Below are 17641 nucleotides of genomic sequence, written 5' to 3'. Positions count from 1 at the left end.
GACGGGCGTCAGAACCCGGCTTCGATCGCCACGCGGATGGCATCGGCGCTGGTCTTCACGTCCAGCCCCTTGAGCACGGCGGAGCGGTGCATCTTCACGGTGCGTTCGCTAAGGCCCAGTTCGTAGGCGATCTGCTTGTTGAGCTTTCCGGCCGCCATGAGCACGAGGATTTCCTTCTGGCGACGGCTGAGGCGTTCGACGCGTTCGGCAGCGCCATTGCGGCGCACGTCGTTGGCTGCGCCCTGTTCTTCGGGCAGTTCGACCTGGGAGCCAAGGAAGTATTCAACTTCGCCTTCGGCATCGAAGATCGGCGCGACCATCACCGCGTTGCGGAAGCGGGTGCCGTCCTTCTTGTAGTTGATGATCTCGACCATCACCGGTTGCTTGCGGTGAATGCCTTCACGCAGGACCCTCGCCTTGTCGTCCTCCGTCGTGGGCCCGCGGAGGAAGCGGCAGTTGCGGCCGATGATCTCCTCTCGCGGGTATCCGGTCAGTTCGACGAACGCGTCATTGCAGGCAATGATCGGGTTGTCCGGCAAACGCGGATTGCTGATGACGGCGGCCGTCGGGCTGGAGGCGATCATCTCGGCTATGGACATGCGGACAGATATACGCGCCTTTCCGCGCATTTCCAGCCCGTGCCCTTTGGTCCGTGTTGTTCCTGACAGGGCCGGGGCGCATCCGGACATCATTCCGCAACCTTTTTTCGTGCCGGATCGGAGCCTTTGCCGATGAACGTCCTGTCACCCTCCCTCGCCGCCTCATCGGGCATGGCTGACGTGATCGGCGAGGACGGGAAGATCGTCGTCCCCGCCGAGGTCGAGGAGGCGATCCGCACGCTGATCCGCTGGTCGGGCGACGAACCCGAGCGCGAGGGCCTGCTCGATACGCCCAAGCGCGTGGCACGGGCCTGGCGCGAATACTGCCGCGGCTATGCCGAGGATCCGGGCCTGCACCTTTCGCGCACCTTCGAGGAAGTGGGCGGCTACGACGAAGTCGTGCTTCTGCGCGACATCCCGTTCCAGAGCCATTGCGAACATCACATGGCGCCGATCATCGGCACCGCCTCGATCGCCTACCTGCCCAAGGACCGCGTGGTCGGCATTTCCAAGCTGGCGCGGGTGCTTCACGGCTATGCCAGCCGGTTGCAGGTGCAGGAGCGGCTGACGGCGGAAGTCGCCAAGTGCATCTGGGACAATCTCCAGCCGCAAGGGGTCGCGGTGGTGATCGAGGCGCAGCATGGCTGCATGACAGGACGGGGGGTCAGGACGCATGGCGTGGGGATGGTGACGAGCCGGATGCTCGGTTGCTTCCTCGACGATGCCAGCAGCCGCAAGGAAGTCCTGGCGTTGATGGGACGTGGTTGAGCCCGCGAAAACACCGATGAAGATGCATGTTGCCATTGTTGGCGCAGGAATGTCCGGTCTTTCCTGCGCTTCCCAGCTTGTTCGCTCGGGCCATACCGTAGCCCTTTACGACAAGGGGCGCGGCCCCGGCGGGCGCATGTCGACGCGCCGCATGGCCACGCCGCTGGGCGATGCCCATTTCGACCATGGCGCGCAATACTTCACCGTCCGCGATCCGGCGTTCATGGCGCAAGTCGCGCGCTGGTCGGCGAGCGGCGTCGCTGCGCCATGGCCCGCCGCCGGAACCGGCGCGTGGGTCGGCGTGCCGACGATGAACGCCGTCATCAAGGACATGGCCGACCAGCACGACGTGACCTTCGGCTGGCACGTGCGCGGCCTTGTCCGCCGCGAGGATCGCTGGTTCCTGACCGGCGAGACCGCTGCGGGAGAGCGGCTGCAGGCCGGGCCGTTCGACGCCGTTGTCGTATCCCTCCCGCCCGAGCAGGCATCCGCCATCGTGGCGCTGCACGATCTTTCGCTGGCGGCAACCGCGCTCGCCGCCCGGTCGCAACCGTGCTGGACCGGCATGTTCGCCTTTGCCGAGCGGCTGCCGAGCCGACAGGACACGGTACGCGAGGCGGGCCTGATAAGCTGGGCCGCGCGCAATGGTGCCAAGCCGGGCCGGAAAGGCCCGGAAACATGGGTGGTGCAGGCCAGCCCCCACTGGTCGACCCAGCACATCGAGGACACGGTGGAACAGGTCACGGCAGCCCTGCTTGCCGCTCTGTGCGAGGCATTGGAGGAAACCCTTCCTGAACCGGTCACGGCCTCGGCCCATCGCTGGCGCTATGCGATGTCGACCGGCAGCAACCTTGGCGCGCTGTGGAGCGCACAGTCGAAAATCGGCGTATGCGGTGACTGGCTGCTGGGTCCGCGCGTTGAGAATGCGTGGATATCGGGAAGGACGCTGGCAACCCGCATGATGGCCCGCGAACGCGAGGAAGTGGCCTGACCCTATCGACAGCCCTTCAAACGTCCGCTTAAGAAGGCGGCCATGAGCACGTCAGAGACTTCGCCGATCCGGGGCAATTTCGAACAGGTCAAGGACGGTCCCTGGGCCGGCTGGTGGAAATGGTCGGGCAAGGACCCGTTCGAGGACGGCACCGGTCCGTTCTTCGTGAAGCGCGACGAGCGCGGCATCGTCACCGGGTTCATTCCCGAAGCGAAGAACCTCAATGGCCATGGCATCGTCCATGGCGGATCGCTGATGACCTTCGCCGACTTCTCGCTGTTCATGGTCGCGGCCTCGAACGGCGACGAAGTGAGTGGCGTGACCGTGACGATGAACTGCGAATTCGTCAGCGGCGCACAGGCGGGCGAGATGCTGACCGCGCGCGGAGAATGCGTGCGCGCAGGGGGCAGCCTGGTCTTTGCCCGCGGCACGATCCTGCGCACCGGCGCGAATGGACAGGAGGAAGCCGTGCTGAGCTTTTCCGGCACGATCAAGCGGGCGCGACGCACCTCGCACTAGGGGTGGTGGCTGGATGTCTGGCAACGAGTGGCGGCATCCGGATGATGGCTATGATTTGCCAATGACCGTCCTGCAGAATTGGTAGCAAACCCGCTTTCCCTTCCCCCTTGATGGGGGAAGGATACGAAGGCTTGGCAGCTTGCTGCCTAGGCGGAGTTGGATGGGGGTGAAATTCGCACGTGAAGAAGCCTCCACCTCCTCTGGCAATTCAGCGCGCACGAAAGATGCGGCGTGAACCCACCGAAGCCGAAGCGGTGATGTGGCGCCTGCTCAAGGAGCAATTCGGCTGTTGGCGTTTTCGCCGACAGGTCCCGCTCGCTCAGGCAATCTGTGATTTCGCAAGCCACCAAGCACGTTTGGTAATCGAGATCGATGGTGGTCAGCACGGTGGAAAAGACGATGCGCGTCGCGATGCAATGATCGCAAGAGAGGGATACCGGGTCCTGCGGTTCTGGAACAACGAGGTATTGGGCAACCGCGGGGGAGTTGCGCTTGTCGTTGCCCGCGAACTCGGCGCAATTTCACCCCCATCCAACCTCCGCTAGCGGGCAAGCCCGCAAGCTACGGTATCCTTCCCCCATCAAGGGGGAAGGATTGCGGCGCAATTTCGCTCAAGCCGCCTCTGCGGCAACCTCGCGCATCTGCTGGCGCAACCAGTTGAGCCCGGCGTCGTCGGCGCGCGATTCATGGAATTGCATCATCTCGTGCATCTTGGGAAACGCGAACGGCATTGGCGCCCAGGCCAGATTGAAGCGGCGGGCGATCTGGCGGACGAGGCGCTCGTGCAGAACCGCAAGGCGCGCGGTGCCCTCGATGAACCACGGCGCCGAGGCAAAGCTGGACACGGTAACTTCAACCAGCCGTTCGCGCCCCATGCGCGATAACGTGGAATCGGCAAAGGCGGCGGTGCGATTCGCCCCGAAGGCGACGGTGACGTGACCTGCGGCGTAGAAGTCTTCCTCGGTAAGGCCGCGCTTGAGCACGGGATTTTCTGCCCAGCCGACCACGACCTGTTCCTCTTCGAACAGGATTTCATGGGGATGCCAGGCAGCAAGGAACGGCTCGGGCGTGACGAGGAGGTCGGCCTTGCCCGATTCCAGTTCGGACACGGCCTGTTCGGTCGGCTGGATAATCTCCACGCGCACGCCCGGCGCCGTTACGGCAAAGCGCTCGATCAGGGGGACCAGCACGGCAACCATGATGTAGTCCGAACTGACGATGCGAAAGCGGCGGGTCGAGGTCGTCGGATCGAACGCGGTGGGCGTGGTGATCGCACGCTCGACCCCGCGCAGGGCGAGCTGAATCTGCGGGTGGAGCCCCTCGGCGAACGGCGTGGGGTGCATGCGCTTGCCTACGGCGACGACGATCTCGTCATGGAAGTAGTCGCGTAACCGGCGCAGGGCCGCGCTTGTCGCAGGCTGGGTCAGGCCGATCCGCTCTGCCGCGCGGGTCACGCTGCGCGTTTCCATCAGCGCGTCGAACACGACGAGCAGGTTGAGATCGAGGCCCTTGAAGCGCATCGGAAGCCACCCTTGGTACAATCACAAGGTGATTGGTTGAGCTTCCAAACCACAATTCTTGGTGATTGTGAAGTCCTCTCCCAAAGGCGCTGCCGAAGGTGGTGGTGGCAGCGCTTGAAATGGTTTAATCGGTCGCTTAACAAGAGTGTCAACAAGACACCGTTGGGAGATTCGGATGGCCGGCGTGCTGGATGGAAAGGTCGTTGCCGTGACCGGCGCCGGGCGCGGGATCGGGCGCGAGATCGCGCTGCTCTGCGCCCGTGAAGGTGCTGCGGTGGTGGTCAACGATCCGGGCGTGGCGCAAGGCGGGGATGGTGGAGATGCAGGCCCCGCGCAGACCACGGTCAACGATATCGTGGCAGCGGGAGGCAAGGCTCACGCCAATCTTGCCAGCGTGGCCGATCCGGCGGGCGCAGCCAGCATCGTGGAAGATGCCGTGCAGCGGTTCGGGCGGATCGATGCGGTGGTGAACAACGCCGGCATCCTGCGCGATACGATCTGGCACAAGATGTCCTACGAGGACTGGACGAGCGTCATCGACGTGAACCTCACGGGCGCGTTCAATGTCTCGAAGGCGGCAACGCCCTACTTCCGCGAACAGTCTTCCGGCAGCTTCATCCACTTCACCTCCACCTCGGGCCTGATCGGCAACATCGGCCAGGCCAACTATTCGGCGGCGAAGCTCGGGCTGGTGGCGATGTCGCAGTCGATCGCGCTCGACATGGCGCGCTGGGGCGTGCGGTCGAACTGCATCGCGCCGTTTGCGTGGAGCCGCATGACCGCCTCGATCCCGGCAGAGACGCCCGAGCAGAAGCTGCGGGTGGAGCGGATGCAGACGATGAGCGCCGACAAGATCGCGCCGCTGGTGGCCTATCTCGCCTCGGACCTTTCCGTGGACGTTACCAACCAGATCTTCTCGGTGCGCAAGAACGAGATCGTGCTGTTCGACAAGCCGCGCCCGGTACGTTCGATGGTCAAGCTGGAGGGCTGGACGCCCACGGCCATTGCCGAGGAGCTGATCCCCGCATTCCGCCCGAGTTTTGCGCGTGCCGACGAGGTTTCGGCGCACGTCTTTCCCTATGATCCCGTCTGAGGAACCCTGACATGGCCAACGTCAACCCCGGCATGGACCCGGAAATCTTCGAACAGTTCCTCGAACAGTTGCGCCGCTATGTGCGCGAGCGGCTGATCCCCGCCGAGGACGACGTGATTGCCAATGACCGCATCCCCGACGAGATCCTCGACGAAATGCGCGAGATGGGGCTGTTCGGCATCACCATCCCCGAGGAGTTCGGCGGCGCGGGCATGAACATCAGCCAGTACATCACCACGGTGATGCACATGGCCTATGCCTCGCCCGCCTACCGTTCCACCGTGTCGATCAACATCGGCATGACCGGCAGCGCGATCAAGAATTACGGCACGGCAGAGCAGAAGGCCGAATGGCTGCCGCGCATCGCCAGTGGCGAGATTGCCTGCTTCGGCCTGACCGAGCCGGGATCGGGATCGGACAGCGCGGCGATGCAGACCACCGCCGTGCGCGATGGCAACGGCTACCGGCTCAACGGTACCAAGCGCTACATCACCAACAGCCCGAGCGCCAAGATCGGCCTGATCATGGCGCGCACCTCGAAGGAGGCCCTGCCCAAGAACGCGCACGTATCGGCCTTCATCGTCGACATGACGACGCCGGGCATCACCGTGGGCAAGCCCGACAAGAAGATGGGCCAATCGGGCGCGCACATTGCCGATGTCATCATGGAGGACGTCCACATTCCGGGCTCGGCACTGGTCGGTGGCGAGGAAGGGCGCGGCTTCCAGATCGCGATGCAGAGCCTTGATAACGGGCGCCTTTCGGTGGCGGGCATGGGCGTGGGCATGGGGCGCCGCGCGCTCGATACCGCGATCCGCTATGCCAACGAACGCAAGGCCTTTGGCGAACCCATCGCCAATTTCCAGCTGATCCAGGCGATGCTGGCTGACAGCGAGGCCGACCTCTACGCTGCCGAATGCATGGTCGCCGATGCCTGCGCCCGCGCCGACCGGGGCGAGAACATCCAGCGCAAGGCGGCAGCGGCCAAGCTGTTCTCGTCCGAGGCCTGCGGACGCGTGGTCGACCGCTGCGTGCAGGTGTTCGGCGGGGCGGGCTACCTCGCCGAATATCCGGCAGAGCGCTTCTTCCGCGATGCGCGCATCCTGCGCATCTACGAAGGCACCAGCCAGATCATGCAGTTGCAGATTGCCAAGCACCTGTTGCGTGAGTTCGCCAGCGAAGGTTCGGTGTGGTGAATTTGCGAGGGTGCCCTTCTACCATCCTGCGGATGGTCCCCCTCCCCGCTCCGGGGAGGAACTAGGTGTACCAGCTGCTCTCCGGGCTTTCGATCGTCGAGGTCTCGTCCTTCGTCGCCTCGCCGACGGCGGGCCTCTACTGCGCGCAGATGGGTGCAGAGGTGATCCGCATCGACGATCGGCGCGGCGGCCTGGACTACAAGCGCTACATGATGACGCGCGAGGGGCGCTCGCTGTCGTGGGAGAACCTCAACCGCGCGAAAAAGAGCGTCGCGCTTGACCTGCAGACTGGTGAAGGGCGCGAATTGGCGGTGGAGCTGGCGCGCAAGACGGGGCAGGTCATCACCAACCTGCCGGTGGAAAGCTTCATGGCGCATGAGCGGATTGCGGCCGGCAGGCCCGATCTCGTCTCGGTGCGGATCATGGGCTGGCATGACGGGCGGCAGGCAATGGACTTCACTGTCAACGCCGCCTCGGGCTATCCGCTGATGACCGGGCCGGAGGAGTGGGACCAAGGCACCGCGCCGCCGGTCAACCAGATTCTGCCCGCCTGGGACTTCATCACCGGCGCCTATTGCGCTTTCGCGCTGCTGGCGGGCCTCAGGCATCGTGACGTCACGGGTGAGGGCAGCGAGCTGCGCGTGCCGCTGGGCGACGTTGCCATCGGCACGGCCTTCAATGCAGGGGCGGCAGCGGAAATGCTCTATCGCGGAGGTGACCGCGAACGCATTGGCAATGCCATCTGGGGCGCGTTCGGGCGCGATTTCCGCAGTGGCGATGGCCAGCGCTTCATGGTCGCCGCGCTGACGCCGAAACAGTGGAAGGCCACGGTCGAGGCCTTCGGGCTGACCGATGATGTTGCTGCAGTTGAAGCGGAACTGGGCGTCAGTTTCGGCCTGAGCGATCATCACCGCTTCGTCCACCGCCACCGCCTGTTCTCGATGTTCCAGGAAGCGGCGGAGCGGTTCAGCTACGCCGATCTGGCAGCGCGGCTGACCAAGGCCGGAGCGACCTTCGAGCGCTATCGCACGATGCACGAGATGGCGCGCGATCCGGACCTCGTCACCAACAATCCGCTGTTCGGCCCATCACCCGCCAACCCGAGCGGCTTCGAATATCCCGCCCCGCGCAGCTTCGCCAACATCCCCGACCGTGAAGCGGGAGATCCGCTGCCCGCACCCTATCTTGGCCAGCACAGCGATGAGGTTCTGGCCGAGCGGCTGGGCATGTCTTCGGGCGAGATCGCCGCACTGGTCGACAAGGGCGTGGTTGGCACAAGTGATCAGCATTCAGAATGACCCATACCCCATTCCCGCTCAGCCTGAGCTTGTCGAAGGCCATATGCCCGGCTTGTGCCTCAAGGGGCTTCGACAGGCTCAGCCTGAGCGGGAATGGAAGGAAGAGGAATCAGCATGACCCTTCGTAGAGCCGCCATCGTCGCCCCGATCCGCACGGCCGTCGGCAAGTTTGGCGGCAGCCTTTCCGCGCTCACCGCCGGGCAGCTTGGCGCGACGATCCTCACCGCGTTGATGGAGCGGACCAAGATCGATCCCGCCCGCGTGGACGACGTGATCTTCGCGCAAGGCTATGGCAATGGCGAGGCACCGTGCATCTCGCACTGGTCGTGGCTGCTGGCCGGACTGCCCGAGGAAGTGCCGGGCTATCAGCTTGACCGGCGCTGCGGTTCCGGCCTGCAGGCGATCGTCAATGCCGCGATGATGGTGCAGACGGGCGTGTCCGATGTCGTGGTGGCGGGCGGCGTGGAATCGATGTCCAACGTCGAGCACTACACCACCGATGTGCGCAAGGGCGTGCGCGCAGGCTCGCTGACGCTGCATGACCGGCTGACGCGCGGGCGGGTGATGAGCCAGCCGATCGAGCGCTATGGCGTGATCTCGGGCATGATCGAGACGGCGGAGAATCTGGCGAAGGACTTCGGCATCAGCCGCGAGGCCTGCGATGCCTATGCCGTGCGCAGCCACCAGCGCGCTGCAGCCGCCTGGGCCAAGGGCCTGTTCGATGATGAACTGGTGCCGGTAAGCATTCCGCAGAAGAAGGGCGATCCTGTGCTCTTCGCGCATGACGAAGGCTATCGCGCTGACGCGACGATGGAATCGCTTGGCAAGCTGAGGCCGCTTGAAAAGGGCGTGGTCACCGCAGGCAATGCCAGCCAGCAGAACGATGCGGCGGCGGCGTGCCTGATCGTGGCCGAGGACAAGCTGGAAGAGCTGGGGCTGGAGCCGATCGCCTGGTTCCATTCCTGGGCGGCGGCGGGCTGCGATCCTTCGCGCATGGGCTATGGCCCGGTGCCGGCAACCGAGCGGCTGTTTGCGCGCAACGGGCTTTCGTGGGGCGATATCGACCTGATCGAACTGAACGAGGCGTTCGCGCCGCAGGTCCTCGCCTGCCTCAAGGGCTGGGGCTGGTCGGACGACGACAGCCGCCATGACATGCTCAACGTCAATGGCTCGGGCATCAGCCTCGGCCATCCCATCGGCGCGACCGGCGGGCGCATCCTCGCCAACCTGACGCGGGAATTGCAGCGGCGCGGCGGGCGCTATGGGCTGGAGACGATGTGCATCGGCGGTGGTCAGGGCATCGCGGCGGTGTTCGAGGCGGCGCGATGATCCTTTCGCCTTACGATTTCGAGGACCACGGCGATATTCGCGAAGGCGTGCGCAAGCTCTGCGCGCAGTTTCCGGGCGAATACTGGCGCAAGCTGGACGAGAAGCGCGAATATCCCACCGAATTCGTGCATGCGCTGACGCAAGCGGGCTGGCTTTCGGTGCTGATCCCCGAGGAGTACGGCGGCTCGGGCCTTGGCCTTGGCGCGGCGGCGGCGATCCTTGAGACGATCCAGGCCGAGGGCGGCAATGGTGGGGCGTGCCACGCGCAGATGTACATCATGGGCACGATCCTGCGCCACGGCTCGGAAGAGCAGAAGCGCCAGTATCTGCCCAAGATCGCCAGCGGCGAATTGCGGCTTCAGGCCTTCGGGGTGACCGAACCGACGAGCGGGACCGACACCACTTCGCTGCGCACGTTTGCTAGGCGCGAGGGCGACGAATACGTCGTCAACGGCCAGAAGATCTGGACCAGCCGGGCCGAACACTCCGACCTGATGCTATTGCTGGCGCGGACTACCCCGCGCGAGGAGGTGGCGAAGAAGACCGACGGGCTTTCGGTGTTCATCGTCGACATGCGCGAAGTGGTGGGCAAATCGCTGACCATCCGCCCGATCCGCACGATGATGAACCATGCGACCACAGAGGTGTTCTTCGACAACATGCGCATTCCGGCCGCGAACCTGCTGGGCGAGGAGGGCAAGGGCTTCCGCTACATCCTCTCCGGCATGAACGCCGAGCGCGTGCTGATTGCCGCGGAATGCGTGGGCGATGCCAAGTGGTTCACGCAACGGTCCGTGGACTACGCGAAGGAGCGGCAGGTGTTCGGGCGGGCGATCGGGGCGAACCAGGGCGTCGCCTTCCCCATCGCCAAGGCTTACGCCAACATGCGCGCGGCCGAACTCATGGTGCGCGAGGCGGCGCGGATGTACGAGGCGGGCCTGCCGATGGGGGCAGAGGCCAACATGGCCAAGATGCTCGCCGCCGATGCCTCATGGGAAGCGGGCAACGCCTGCGTCCAGACCCACGGCGGCTTCGGCTTTGCCGAGGAATACGACGTGGAGCGCAAGCTGCGCGAAACGCGCCTCTATCAAGTTGCGCCGATCAGCACGAACCTGATCCTGTCGTTCCTGGCCGAGCACGTGCTCGGGCTGCCAAGGAGTTATTGAGAGGGCAAGAGAAGCCCGTCAGGACGATACCGTTGCGGGTCGTTCAAACTCGCCTCCAACCTCCCTACCGTCACCCCGGGCTCGACCCGGGGGTCCCGCTTTTCAGGCTCGAACGACCGATCAGTTGTCCTGTTCGTTCACCGCCAGCAGCGCTAGTTCGGTGCGGTTATCGATGCCCAGCTTCTGGTACATCGTGTGCAAATAGACTTTCACCGTGCCTTCGCCGATGCCCAGTTCCGCTCCGATGTCGCGGTTGCGCAGGCCACGTGCCACCAGCCCGGCGATCTTGCGCTCGCGCGGGTTGAGCTTGGCCAGCGGCCCCTGCGCATCGGGGCGCAGCGAAAGATCGATGGCCCGCTGCAGGAAGATCGGCTCGATGGCCTTCTGGCCGCCGTGAACCTTTTCCAGCACGTCGACCAGGCCGTCCTCCGCCCCGTCTTTCGAGACGATGCCCTCTACCCCTGCACGCATCACCGAAATCAGCTGGCGATCATTGATCTCGGCGGTCAGCAGCACGACAGGGCGCTTGTCGCCACGATCGCGCAAGACTTCCAGCGTCTGCACGCCGTTCATGCCGGGCATGTTGATATCAAGCAGGACAATGGCCGGATCGTGGGTCTTGATCGCGTCCAGCGTTTCCTCGCCACTTGCGGTGGCCGCTACTACCGAGAACCGGGTGCCGCGCAACACCGCTTCCACGCCTGCGCGGATGAAGCCGTGGTCATCGGCCACTAGGACTGGAATCATGCAAGTTCTCCGGATCGTAAGGCAATTTCGAGACGAGCGCCGCCTCTGCTGGAATCAAGCCTGAAGCTCCCCCCCAGCGCTTCGACACGTTCCGAAATCGAGCGTGGCCGCGTGGCATTGCCGAGGGTGGGGAATCCGACGCCATCATCGGTGATGCTCAGGCGCAGTTCGCCGACATCTTCGGTCAGACTGACAAGCACCTTGCTGCACTTGCCGTGACGGGCCGCGTTGGCAATTGCTTCGCGCACCAGTTGGCGGATTTCGTGGGAAAGCTGCACGGACACCGGCTCGGGCGCACCTGTCAGCACAAGCTCGGTCGAGATGTGCCAGTGCGCACCTGCCTCAGCCAGAAGATCGCGCAGCTCCTCGGCAATATCGGTCCGGCGGTCGCTGTCCTGTCCCCGCCTCAGTCGTTCGATCAGCAGGCGCAGCTGCCCCTGTTCGCGGCGCAATGCGTTCTTGATCGAATCGATCTCGCCTTCCGGGTCATTGCCTTCGCGGATCCAGCGTCGCAGCGCTTCGAGACGGAACAGCGTGCCCGCCAGGAACTGGGCGACACTATCGTGCAGGTCGCGCGCGACCGCGTGCCTGATGCCGGTTTCGGCTGCTGTTCGGGCAAGCAGGGCCATTTCTTCCCGGTCCAGCGCCTGTCCGACCTCCCGGGCGATGGCAGACATCAGGCCGATATCGTCAAAACTGAGGGCGTGGGCATTCCACACAACGAGATGGCCGGACCCCATCACGCTGCGCACCGAAGCGATCATCCCGGTCTCGACACCGAGGTAGGTTGCAAGCCGCGAATCCAGCTGCTCGGCGCGGACTTCGATCGCGTCGTTGGCAGGGGTTTCGATCAGTTGCCTGCTTCGCTTCATGTCTATGAGCATCGTCGGCAGGGGGGCAAGGAGCTCCTCCGCGAATGTTTCAGGCGAAAGGCGCTGTCTGTCCGGAACCCCATCGTCCATGCGGCGCAGATCGATCCACGGTTCCTCGCTGCTGGCGAAGGCGAAGGCGACGTTGCGCGCTCCGAAGGACTGGACCAGCAGATTGAGCGCTCCATCGAACACGAGGTCGCGCCGTTTGCCCGGAATCCCCGTCGGCTCTGGCAACACTGCCAGGCGCCCGGTCGAGCGTGACATGCTCAACCAGATCAGCATCGAGGCAAGCAGGATCATGTAGATCGTGCGCCGTACGAAGCGGTAGGGATCGATGTCGACGCCCCAGGAGTACAGGATCATTCCGAACAGCAGGTTCGTGAACAGCAAAACGATGGCGGTGACGACCGTGGCGCGCCAGTTCCAACGAACCATGGCGACAACAAGCAGGAACGCGGCCAGTGCGAGGAACGGGCTCTGGAACTCGGTGTAGCGGCTTTCGGTGAAATAGACTGCCGCGATGAAGATTGCGATGTCGATGGCCTGCGCGGCTGGAGCAAGCCGAAAATCGAACCACCAGCTTCGCCAAGCGAGGACCATAAGCGCTGCCGTCCACAGCGTGTATGCCGAAAGCAGGCTGTAGCCCAAGGCGCTGTCCCGCACCGGTACGGTCGGATCAAGCACCAGGGCGAGCAGAAACGCAAGCGCAAGGATGGCCCGTCCGGTCGCAACGACTCGCCCCGTGTTCCGCCTGCGCATTTCCTACCCGTCCTGTCCTGATTCGGACTCCCCGCATCATTTTTGCACGCCATACGCGCCGTGAACAGCGATTTGGACACGCCGGGTTTGCGCCGCCCCAAGTTAAGCGCGTCTTAACTGGCTGATCACCTTCATGGTGCGATGAATGAAAGAATATTTGGCAAATCCGGGGCGTTCGTGCAGAATTGACAGTACCGGATGTTTACCTTTTTCGAAGGCCGGGAATAGTCGGGATTCATCACTGCAATGATTGTGACGGGCGAACTTTGCGACAATCCGCTGGTCGAGCTGACGGCAAAGCAGAGAGAGGTTCTCGATCTGTTGATTCAGCATATGACATCGAAGGAGATCTCGCGTCAGCTCGGGATTTCGCCTCATACCGTCGATCAACGCATCATGCTGGCCCGGGCCAAACTTGGCGTGGCCACCCGGGGTGAGGTCGCGCAAGCCTATCGCCGATTGGTGGAGACATACGAACAACCCGTATATGAAGATTCCCATATACGTTTTCCGCCGCTTCCGGTCGAAACCAGCTCTCGGGATGACACGGATGTCGGACCGTCAGGAGCAGAGGCCAGGCTTCCGGTGCAAGATGCACCAGGGATCGAGGGTCGGGCCGATGCTCCGGTCGAACGCAGGCGCCAGGCGCCGGCCGAGGCTGACGGGATGGTCTATCATCATGTCCTCCCGGAGATGTTCGACGGGCCGAACGGCACCCTTCTGCGGCTGGGGTATATTGGCGGCATAACGGTGTTCCTGATCCTGATCGTGCTGGGTGGGCTGAGCATGTTCATGCAACTGTCCGCCATGCTCGATCGGTAGGGCAAGGTCCTTCACCGACCATCTCCTTCCATGAACCGGATTTCCGGCGCGGGGGCGTCGGCGTCCACATGAAGGGGTCCGTCCCGACAATGGGGCGGGACAGGGTGTGAAGATGAAAGCTACTGACAACACGATCGCGATGACCTTCGGGCAAACCAGGGGCGGGCAAGCCAAGGCGCGCGCCGCCGTTGCCGGGAATGCCACCGCCGTTCATGGCCTGCGCATCAGCCGCGATCTCCACGATGCCGAGGCCGCGCTCGACGAAGCGCTGATCCGCCAGGCCAACCTGCTCGCCACCATGGTCCGCGCCCGGCGTGAAACCCCGGTCGGCCCGTTCACCGGCCAGGAAGCGCTGCTCCGCCTCGCGGCCAGCCAGAAGGCGGTGCTCGATGCCAGCGGCGAACTCGCCCGCGTCCATGGCAAGCTGGCCGACGTCGGCCGCGAAATGGGCTCTGGCCTGGTCGACGACTGCCCGCCCACGGGCTCGCTCGGCGATGCCGCCCACCCGGTCGCGCTGGTCGATGCGGCCTGAGCCTCGGGCGCTGATGAATCGGGCAGCAGGCAGGGGTTGAAGCAATGCTCGTGATCTGGGCCGCTCGCATCGCCTTTGTCGGCATCCTCGCCTTTGCCTTGCGCAAGGGCGAGGAGCCGGAGCGCATGGTCGCGGCCATCCTTATCGCGACCATCCTGCTCGATCTCGCCAACCATGCCCTGTTTGGCAGTCCCGCCTTCTTCGCGATCGACCCGGGACACCTGGTCATCGACAGCTGGGCCCTGGCCGCGCTGCTGTGGGTAGCCTTGCGCGCCAACCGCGCCTGGCCGCTCTGGGCCTGTTCGGGGCAAGTGATCGTGATCCTCGCCCACCTCGCCAAGATGATAGACCTCTCGCTCGTCCGCTACGGCTACTTCGCGATGAGCCAGCTGCCCATCGCCATCCAGAGCGCCGCGCTCCTCCTCGGCACCACCGCCCATCTCCAGCGGACCGACCGCATCGGCCGCTACCACGCCTGGCGCCTCACCTGACGCCCTAGGCACCCCGGCCCGCCGCCGGACACCGCAAGACATCGCCGCCTTACCATCCATCCCATTTCACGGGAGCCACAGACATGACCGTACGTTCCATGCGCAGTGCGCCCCCCCGGCGCGATTCCGTCGGCCGCCGGGCCGGTCTCACCATCGTCGGCGCCCCGTCCGCTCCGGCCGTGCCCGCCTTCGCCGCGCCCGCCGCCCCGGCACTCGACGAGGCGACCATCGCCCGCCACACCGTCGCCGCGCGCGAGTTCTACGCCGCCCGCCGCCGCCGCCACAAGCACCTGCCCGCCGATCTCTTCGGCGAGCCGACCTGGGACATCCTGCTCGATCTCTACGTCGCCGGGCGCGAGAACCGCCGCGTGCCGACCACCAGCGCCTGCATCGGCGCCCACGTCCCCCCGACGACCGCGCTGCGCTGGCTGCGCATCCTCGAGGCGCGCGGCCTGGTAGAGCGGGAGGACGATGGCCGCGATGGCCGCCGCACTTTCGTCCACCTCAGCCCCGCCGGGCTCGCCGCGATGGACGCCACGCTCGCCCTGATGTGCCAGCGCATGGAGGACATCGCCGACAAGATCCTCACCCCAACCGCCGAAGACTGACCGCTCATTCCTCCCCGTCAGGGGGAGGAAGGGCGTCACCAGCGGAGGAGGGGCCAGCGGAGGAGGGGCCAGCGCCGCCACGCACCTCCTCCCGCAGCACCCCCTCCCGCAAGCCCCCCTCCCGCAACACCGCCTCCCGCATCCCCAGCAGCTTCGCCCGCAGCGAAGCCCGCGCCCCATCGGCCCGCGCCCCATCCGCCGCCGCGCGCTCGGCTTCCCAGCGCACCTTCAGCGCATCATAGGCCGGACGCCCCTCGCGCAGGTCGCCCACCCGCACCGCCCCATACTTCTCCGGCCGCCGCGCGCGCAGCAGGAACATCAGCAGCCCGGTATTGTGATGCGTCCACGTGGCGACGACCTTCCCGCGCGAGACCACCGGCCGCTCCTCGCCGGCAATCGCCCGCTCGAGCGCACAGTCCTCCAGCCGCGAATAGCCCCGCTCCACCGCCGCATCCCACGCCCGCGCAAAGTCCTCCGCGCCCACCCGATGCCGCAACTTGTAGAGCGCCTCCACCGAAGCCCCGATGGAGAGCGCCGCCTGACTCACGATCCCCGTAGCCGCCAGCGTGGCAATGAACCGCCGCTGCTTGTCCGGCGTGATCGAATTGCGCCGAGGCGCCACATGCACGAACGGCGCAAAGTCGAGCGCCGAGTCCTCGACAACATCCACCCGCCGCACCCGCGAAGTCCGCCTGCGCTCCGCCATACCACCTCCGCTCATCGAAATGCCGCCTCATCATCCGCTCATCCTGAGCCTGTCGAAGGAGAGCCTGTCGAAGGACGCAATTAACCCATACGGTTAAATGTAGGAAAGCGAAAACTGGTAAATAGTCAGGAAGAAAGCCAGAATGCGAGGGTCAAAACCCTCGCGCTCCCATGAGTCGGAGCAAACCCCACCCCAGCTCCTCCCCCGCTAGGGGAGGGGGACCGCCGCCGGCGGTGGAGGGGGCTATCATCCAAAGCCGTCATTGCCCTCCTCCCGCAATCGGGAGGGTCTGGGAGTGGGCGCCAAACACGCCCTCGATTGCGCGCTGAAGTCTCTCAGGACAGAAGCCTCAGATGTTCAAGCCCCACCTTCCGTTTAGACTTTCGGTGTCTGGCCAAGGGTGACATAACATTGCAAGATAGATATTAGGCTCTGCCGAACATTCTTCGTGTAAACGTTATTCCGTCCAAAATTTGAGGTTTCTCGTGGCAATTGGAAGTATCCATGAAATAGAACGCCGTTTTGAGCAGTCTCAGAATGATCTTGTTCTTCAAACTTCAGATTTCTCGTTGCAAGGCCTCAAAGATATGGTCGATAATGAGATTATCGATCTTGACCCGAAATACCAGCGGCGAGAGCGTTGGGAGGTTGACCGCCAATCTGAATTGATTGAGTCATTTCTGCTCAATGTTCCCGTTCCCCCAATTTACCTTGCCGAAGAAGACTATGGAATCTACACTATAATAGATGGAAAGCAACGCATTACAGCAGTATCAGATTTTTTGAATAATGGCTTTGCATTGCATGGCCTAGAGGAGTTTCCAGAATTAAATGGATCTAGATTTCGAGAGTTGCCCAAATCTCTGCAAAGTGCACTCCGTGTAAGGCCTTATTTAAGGGTAATTACGCTTTTAAAGCAATCCCACCCAAAGTTAAAATACGAAGTTTTTATTCGATTGAATAGGGGTGGGATTCGCCTAAACAATCAAGAAATTCGAAATGTGGCATTTCGTGGGGAGCTGAATGATGCAATCTACGAAGCTGCTAATCATCCTCTTCTTCGAACCGCGCTGAAGATTGAGGGGCCAAAATCCGCAGCGTTCCAGCAAATGCAGGATGCAGAGTATGTGTTGCGCTTTCTGACACTCGAAGGCGCGTGGGAGAAGTTTTCTGGAAGTTTGTCCCGCTCGATGGACAGCTTTATGCTTGCGCACCGAAGCTCAAGCAGTCAACAAATTGATACTATCATCGAGCTCTTTACGAGGGCGATCCAGCGCACGGAAATTTTATGGGGAGACAAGGCTTTTCAAAGGTGGGACGGGCAGAAATGGCGTCAGCAAGCACTCGCGGGGCTTTATGACGCTCAAATGATTGGCGCCACCTTGTTAACCGACGAACAATTAAGCTCTCTGGCCGATAAGCAGGGCGAGATCATCAGCGCTACGCAAAAGCTATTTGAGAATCCTAGTTTCGAGGAAGCGGTTCGCTTGGGTACCAATACTCCATCACGAATTCGGACTCGAATTGATGAAGTTTATCGCATGCTGGTCGAATTGGCTTAGGTAGACTGACGCATGAGTGTGGCTCGGAGTGAGTTTCTGCGCAGTCTCTCTGGTATCCGAGAG

Annotated in this window: 19 protein-coding genes; 14 read left to right on the top strand and 5 right to left on the bottom strand. The window is 63.6% G+C overall.

The features are described from left to right. Positions 1–8: 8 nt before the first annotated feature. Positions 9–599 carry a PAS domain-containing protein gene (locus tag IM701_RS11980; RefSeq protein WP_039337698.1) on the bottom strand — a complete coding sequence of 197 codons (591 nt, stop codon included), beginning with the start codon at positions 597–599 and terminating at the stop codon, positions 9–11. 171 nt (positions 600–770) lie between these two features. On the opposite strand from IM701_RS11980, the gene folE reads away from it, so the two are divergent. The 4 genes from folE to IM701_RS11960 all read left to right on the top strand — a co-directional run bounded on the left by folE (position 771) and on the right by IM701_RS11960 (position 3422). After that, positions 771–1367 carry a GTP cyclohydrolase I FolE gene (folE, locus tag IM701_RS11975; protein WP_039337745.1) on the top strand — a complete coding sequence of 199 codons (597 nt, stop codon included), beginning with the start codon at positions 771–773 and terminating at the stop codon, positions 1365–1367. Positions 1368–1383: 16 nt separating this feature from the next. Next, a complete protein-coding gene (locus IM701_RS11970; RefSeq protein WP_370584315.1) occupies positions 1384–2358 on the top strand; it encodes an NAD(P)/FAD-dependent oxidoreductase in 975 nt (324 codons plus the stop codon). A gap of 42 nt (positions 2359–2400) precedes the next feature. After that, positions 2401–2877, top strand: coding sequence for a PaaI family thioesterase (locus IM701_RS11965; RefSeq protein WP_052242692.1), 477 nt, complete (start codon positions 2401–2403; stop codon positions 2875–2877). A 224-nt stretch (positions 2878–3101) separates the two neighbouring features. Then, positions 3102–3422 (top strand): endonuclease domain-containing protein, encoded by a 321-nt coding sequence (locus tag IM701_RS11960; protein WP_193827054.1) that lies wholly within the window; start codon positions 3102–3104, stop codon positions 3420–3422. Positions 3423–3488: 66 nt separating this feature from the next. Here the strand turns inward: IM701_RS11960 and IM701_RS11955 are convergent, their stop codons facing one another. Continuing rightward, the gene (locus tag IM701_RS11955) at positions 3489–4397 is read right to left on the bottom strand and encodes a LysR family transcriptional regulator (RefSeq protein WP_193827053.1); all 909 of its coding nucleotides are present in this window, start codon (positions 4395–4397) and stop codon (positions 3489–3491) included. Between the two features lie 175 nt (positions 4398–4572). Here IM701_RS11955 and IM701_RS11950 point away from each other — a divergent pair, with 175 nt between their 5' ends. The 5 genes from IM701_RS11950 (at position 4573) to IM701_RS11930 (ending at position 10479) form a co-directional block, all read left to right on the top strand. Further along, positions 4573–5490, top strand: coding sequence for an SDR family NAD(P)-dependent oxidoreductase (locus IM701_RS11950; RefSeq protein ID WP_193827052.1), 918 nt, complete (start codon positions 4573–4575; stop codon positions 5488–5490). An 11-nt stretch (positions 5491–5501) separates the two neighbouring features. Further along, positions 5502–6686, top strand: a complete 1185-nt coding sequence (locus tag IM701_RS11945; protein ID WP_193827051.1) for an acyl-CoA dehydrogenase family protein — start codon at positions 5502–5504, stop codon at positions 6684–6686. Between the two features lie 65 nt (positions 6687–6751). Continuing rightward, on the top strand, positions 6752–7984 hold the full coding sequence (locus tag IM701_RS11940) for a CoA transferase (RefSeq protein ID WP_193827050.1): 1233 nt from the start codon (positions 6752–6754) through the stop codon (positions 7982–7984). 114 nt (positions 7985–8098) lie between these two features. Then, positions 8099–9313, top strand: a complete 1215-nt coding sequence (locus IM701_RS11935; protein ID WP_193827049.1) for an acetyl-CoA C-acetyltransferase — start codon at positions 8099–8101, stop codon at positions 9311–9313. Further along, positions 9310–10479 carry an acyl-CoA dehydrogenase family protein gene (locus IM701_RS11930; RefSeq protein WP_193827048.1) on the top strand — a complete coding sequence of 390 codons (1170 nt, stop codon included), beginning with the start codon at positions 9310–9312 and terminating at the stop codon, positions 10477–10479. Before IM701_RS11935 ends, IM701_RS11930 begins: the two co-directional genes overlap by 4 nt. Before the next feature lie 120 nt (positions 10480–10599). Here IM701_RS11930 and IM701_RS11925 read toward each other — a convergent pair whose 3' ends face one another. Both IM701_RS11925 and IM701_RS11920 read right to left on the bottom strand, forming a co-directional pair. Then, a complete protein-coding gene (locus tag IM701_RS11925; protein ID WP_039337690.1) occupies positions 10600–11226 on the bottom strand; it encodes a response regulator transcription factor in 627 nt (208 codons plus the stop codon). Continuing rightward, on the bottom strand, positions 11223–12857 hold the full coding sequence (locus tag IM701_RS11920) for a sensor histidine kinase (RefSeq protein ID WP_193827047.1): 1635 nt from the start codon (positions 12855–12857) through the stop codon (positions 11223–11225). The genes IM701_RS11925 and IM701_RS11920 overlap by 4 nt, the downstream gene beginning before the upstream one ends. A gap of 246 nt (positions 12858–13103) precedes the next feature. On the opposite strand from IM701_RS11920, the gene IM701_RS11915 reads away from it, so the two are divergent. The 4 genes from IM701_RS11915 to IM701_RS11900 all read left to right on the top strand — a co-directional run bounded on the left by IM701_RS11915 (position 13104) and on the right by IM701_RS11900 (position 15310). Further along, positions 13104–13679 carry a helix-turn-helix transcriptional regulator gene (locus tag IM701_RS11915; RefSeq protein WP_062343242.1) on the top strand — a complete coding sequence of 192 codons (576 nt, stop codon included), beginning with the start codon at positions 13104–13106 and terminating at the stop codon, positions 13677–13679. A 112-nt stretch (positions 13680–13791) separates the two neighbouring features. Continuing rightward, positions 13792–14211 carry a hypothetical protein gene (locus IM701_RS21905; RefSeq protein ID WP_230487689.1) on the top strand — a complete coding sequence of 140 codons (420 nt, stop codon included), beginning with the start codon at positions 13792–13794 and terminating at the stop codon, positions 14209–14211. Positions 14212–14255: 44 nt separating this feature from the next. Continuing rightward, positions 14256–14702, top strand: coding sequence for a hypothetical protein (locus IM701_RS11905; protein WP_193827046.1), 447 nt, complete (start codon positions 14256–14258; stop codon positions 14700–14702). Between the two features lie 83 nt (positions 14703–14785). Continuing rightward, positions 14786–15310 carry a winged helix DNA-binding protein gene (locus tag IM701_RS11900; RefSeq protein WP_230487688.1) on the top strand — a complete coding sequence of 175 codons (525 nt, stop codon included), beginning with the start codon at positions 14786–14788 and terminating at the stop codon, positions 15308–15310. 4 nt (positions 15311–15314) lie between these two features. Here IM701_RS11900 and IM701_RS11895 read toward each other — a convergent pair whose 3' ends face one another. Further along, positions 15315–16016 carry a hypothetical protein gene (locus IM701_RS11895; RefSeq protein WP_193827045.1) on the bottom strand — a complete coding sequence of 234 codons (702 nt, stop codon included), beginning with the start codon at positions 16014–16016 and terminating at the stop codon, positions 15315–15317. Positions 16017–16501: 485 nt separating this feature from the next. Here IM701_RS11895 and IM701_RS11890 point away from each other — a divergent pair, with 485 nt between their 5' ends. Next, a complete protein-coding gene (locus IM701_RS11890; RefSeq protein ID WP_193827044.1) occupies positions 16502–17578 on the top strand; it encodes a DUF262 domain-containing protein in 1077 nt (358 codons plus the stop codon). Positions 17579–17641 lie beyond the last annotated feature (63 nt).

This window comes from Novosphingobium sp. ES2-1, assembly GCF_015169775.1.
GTDB classification, from domain to species: Bacteria; Pseudomonadota; Alphaproteobacteria; order Sphingomonadales; family Sphingomonadaceae; genus Novosphingobium; species Novosphingobium subterraneum.
The sequence above is the reverse complement of the archived record's forward strand: the minus strand, read 5'-3'. Positions and strand labels throughout refer to the sequence as shown.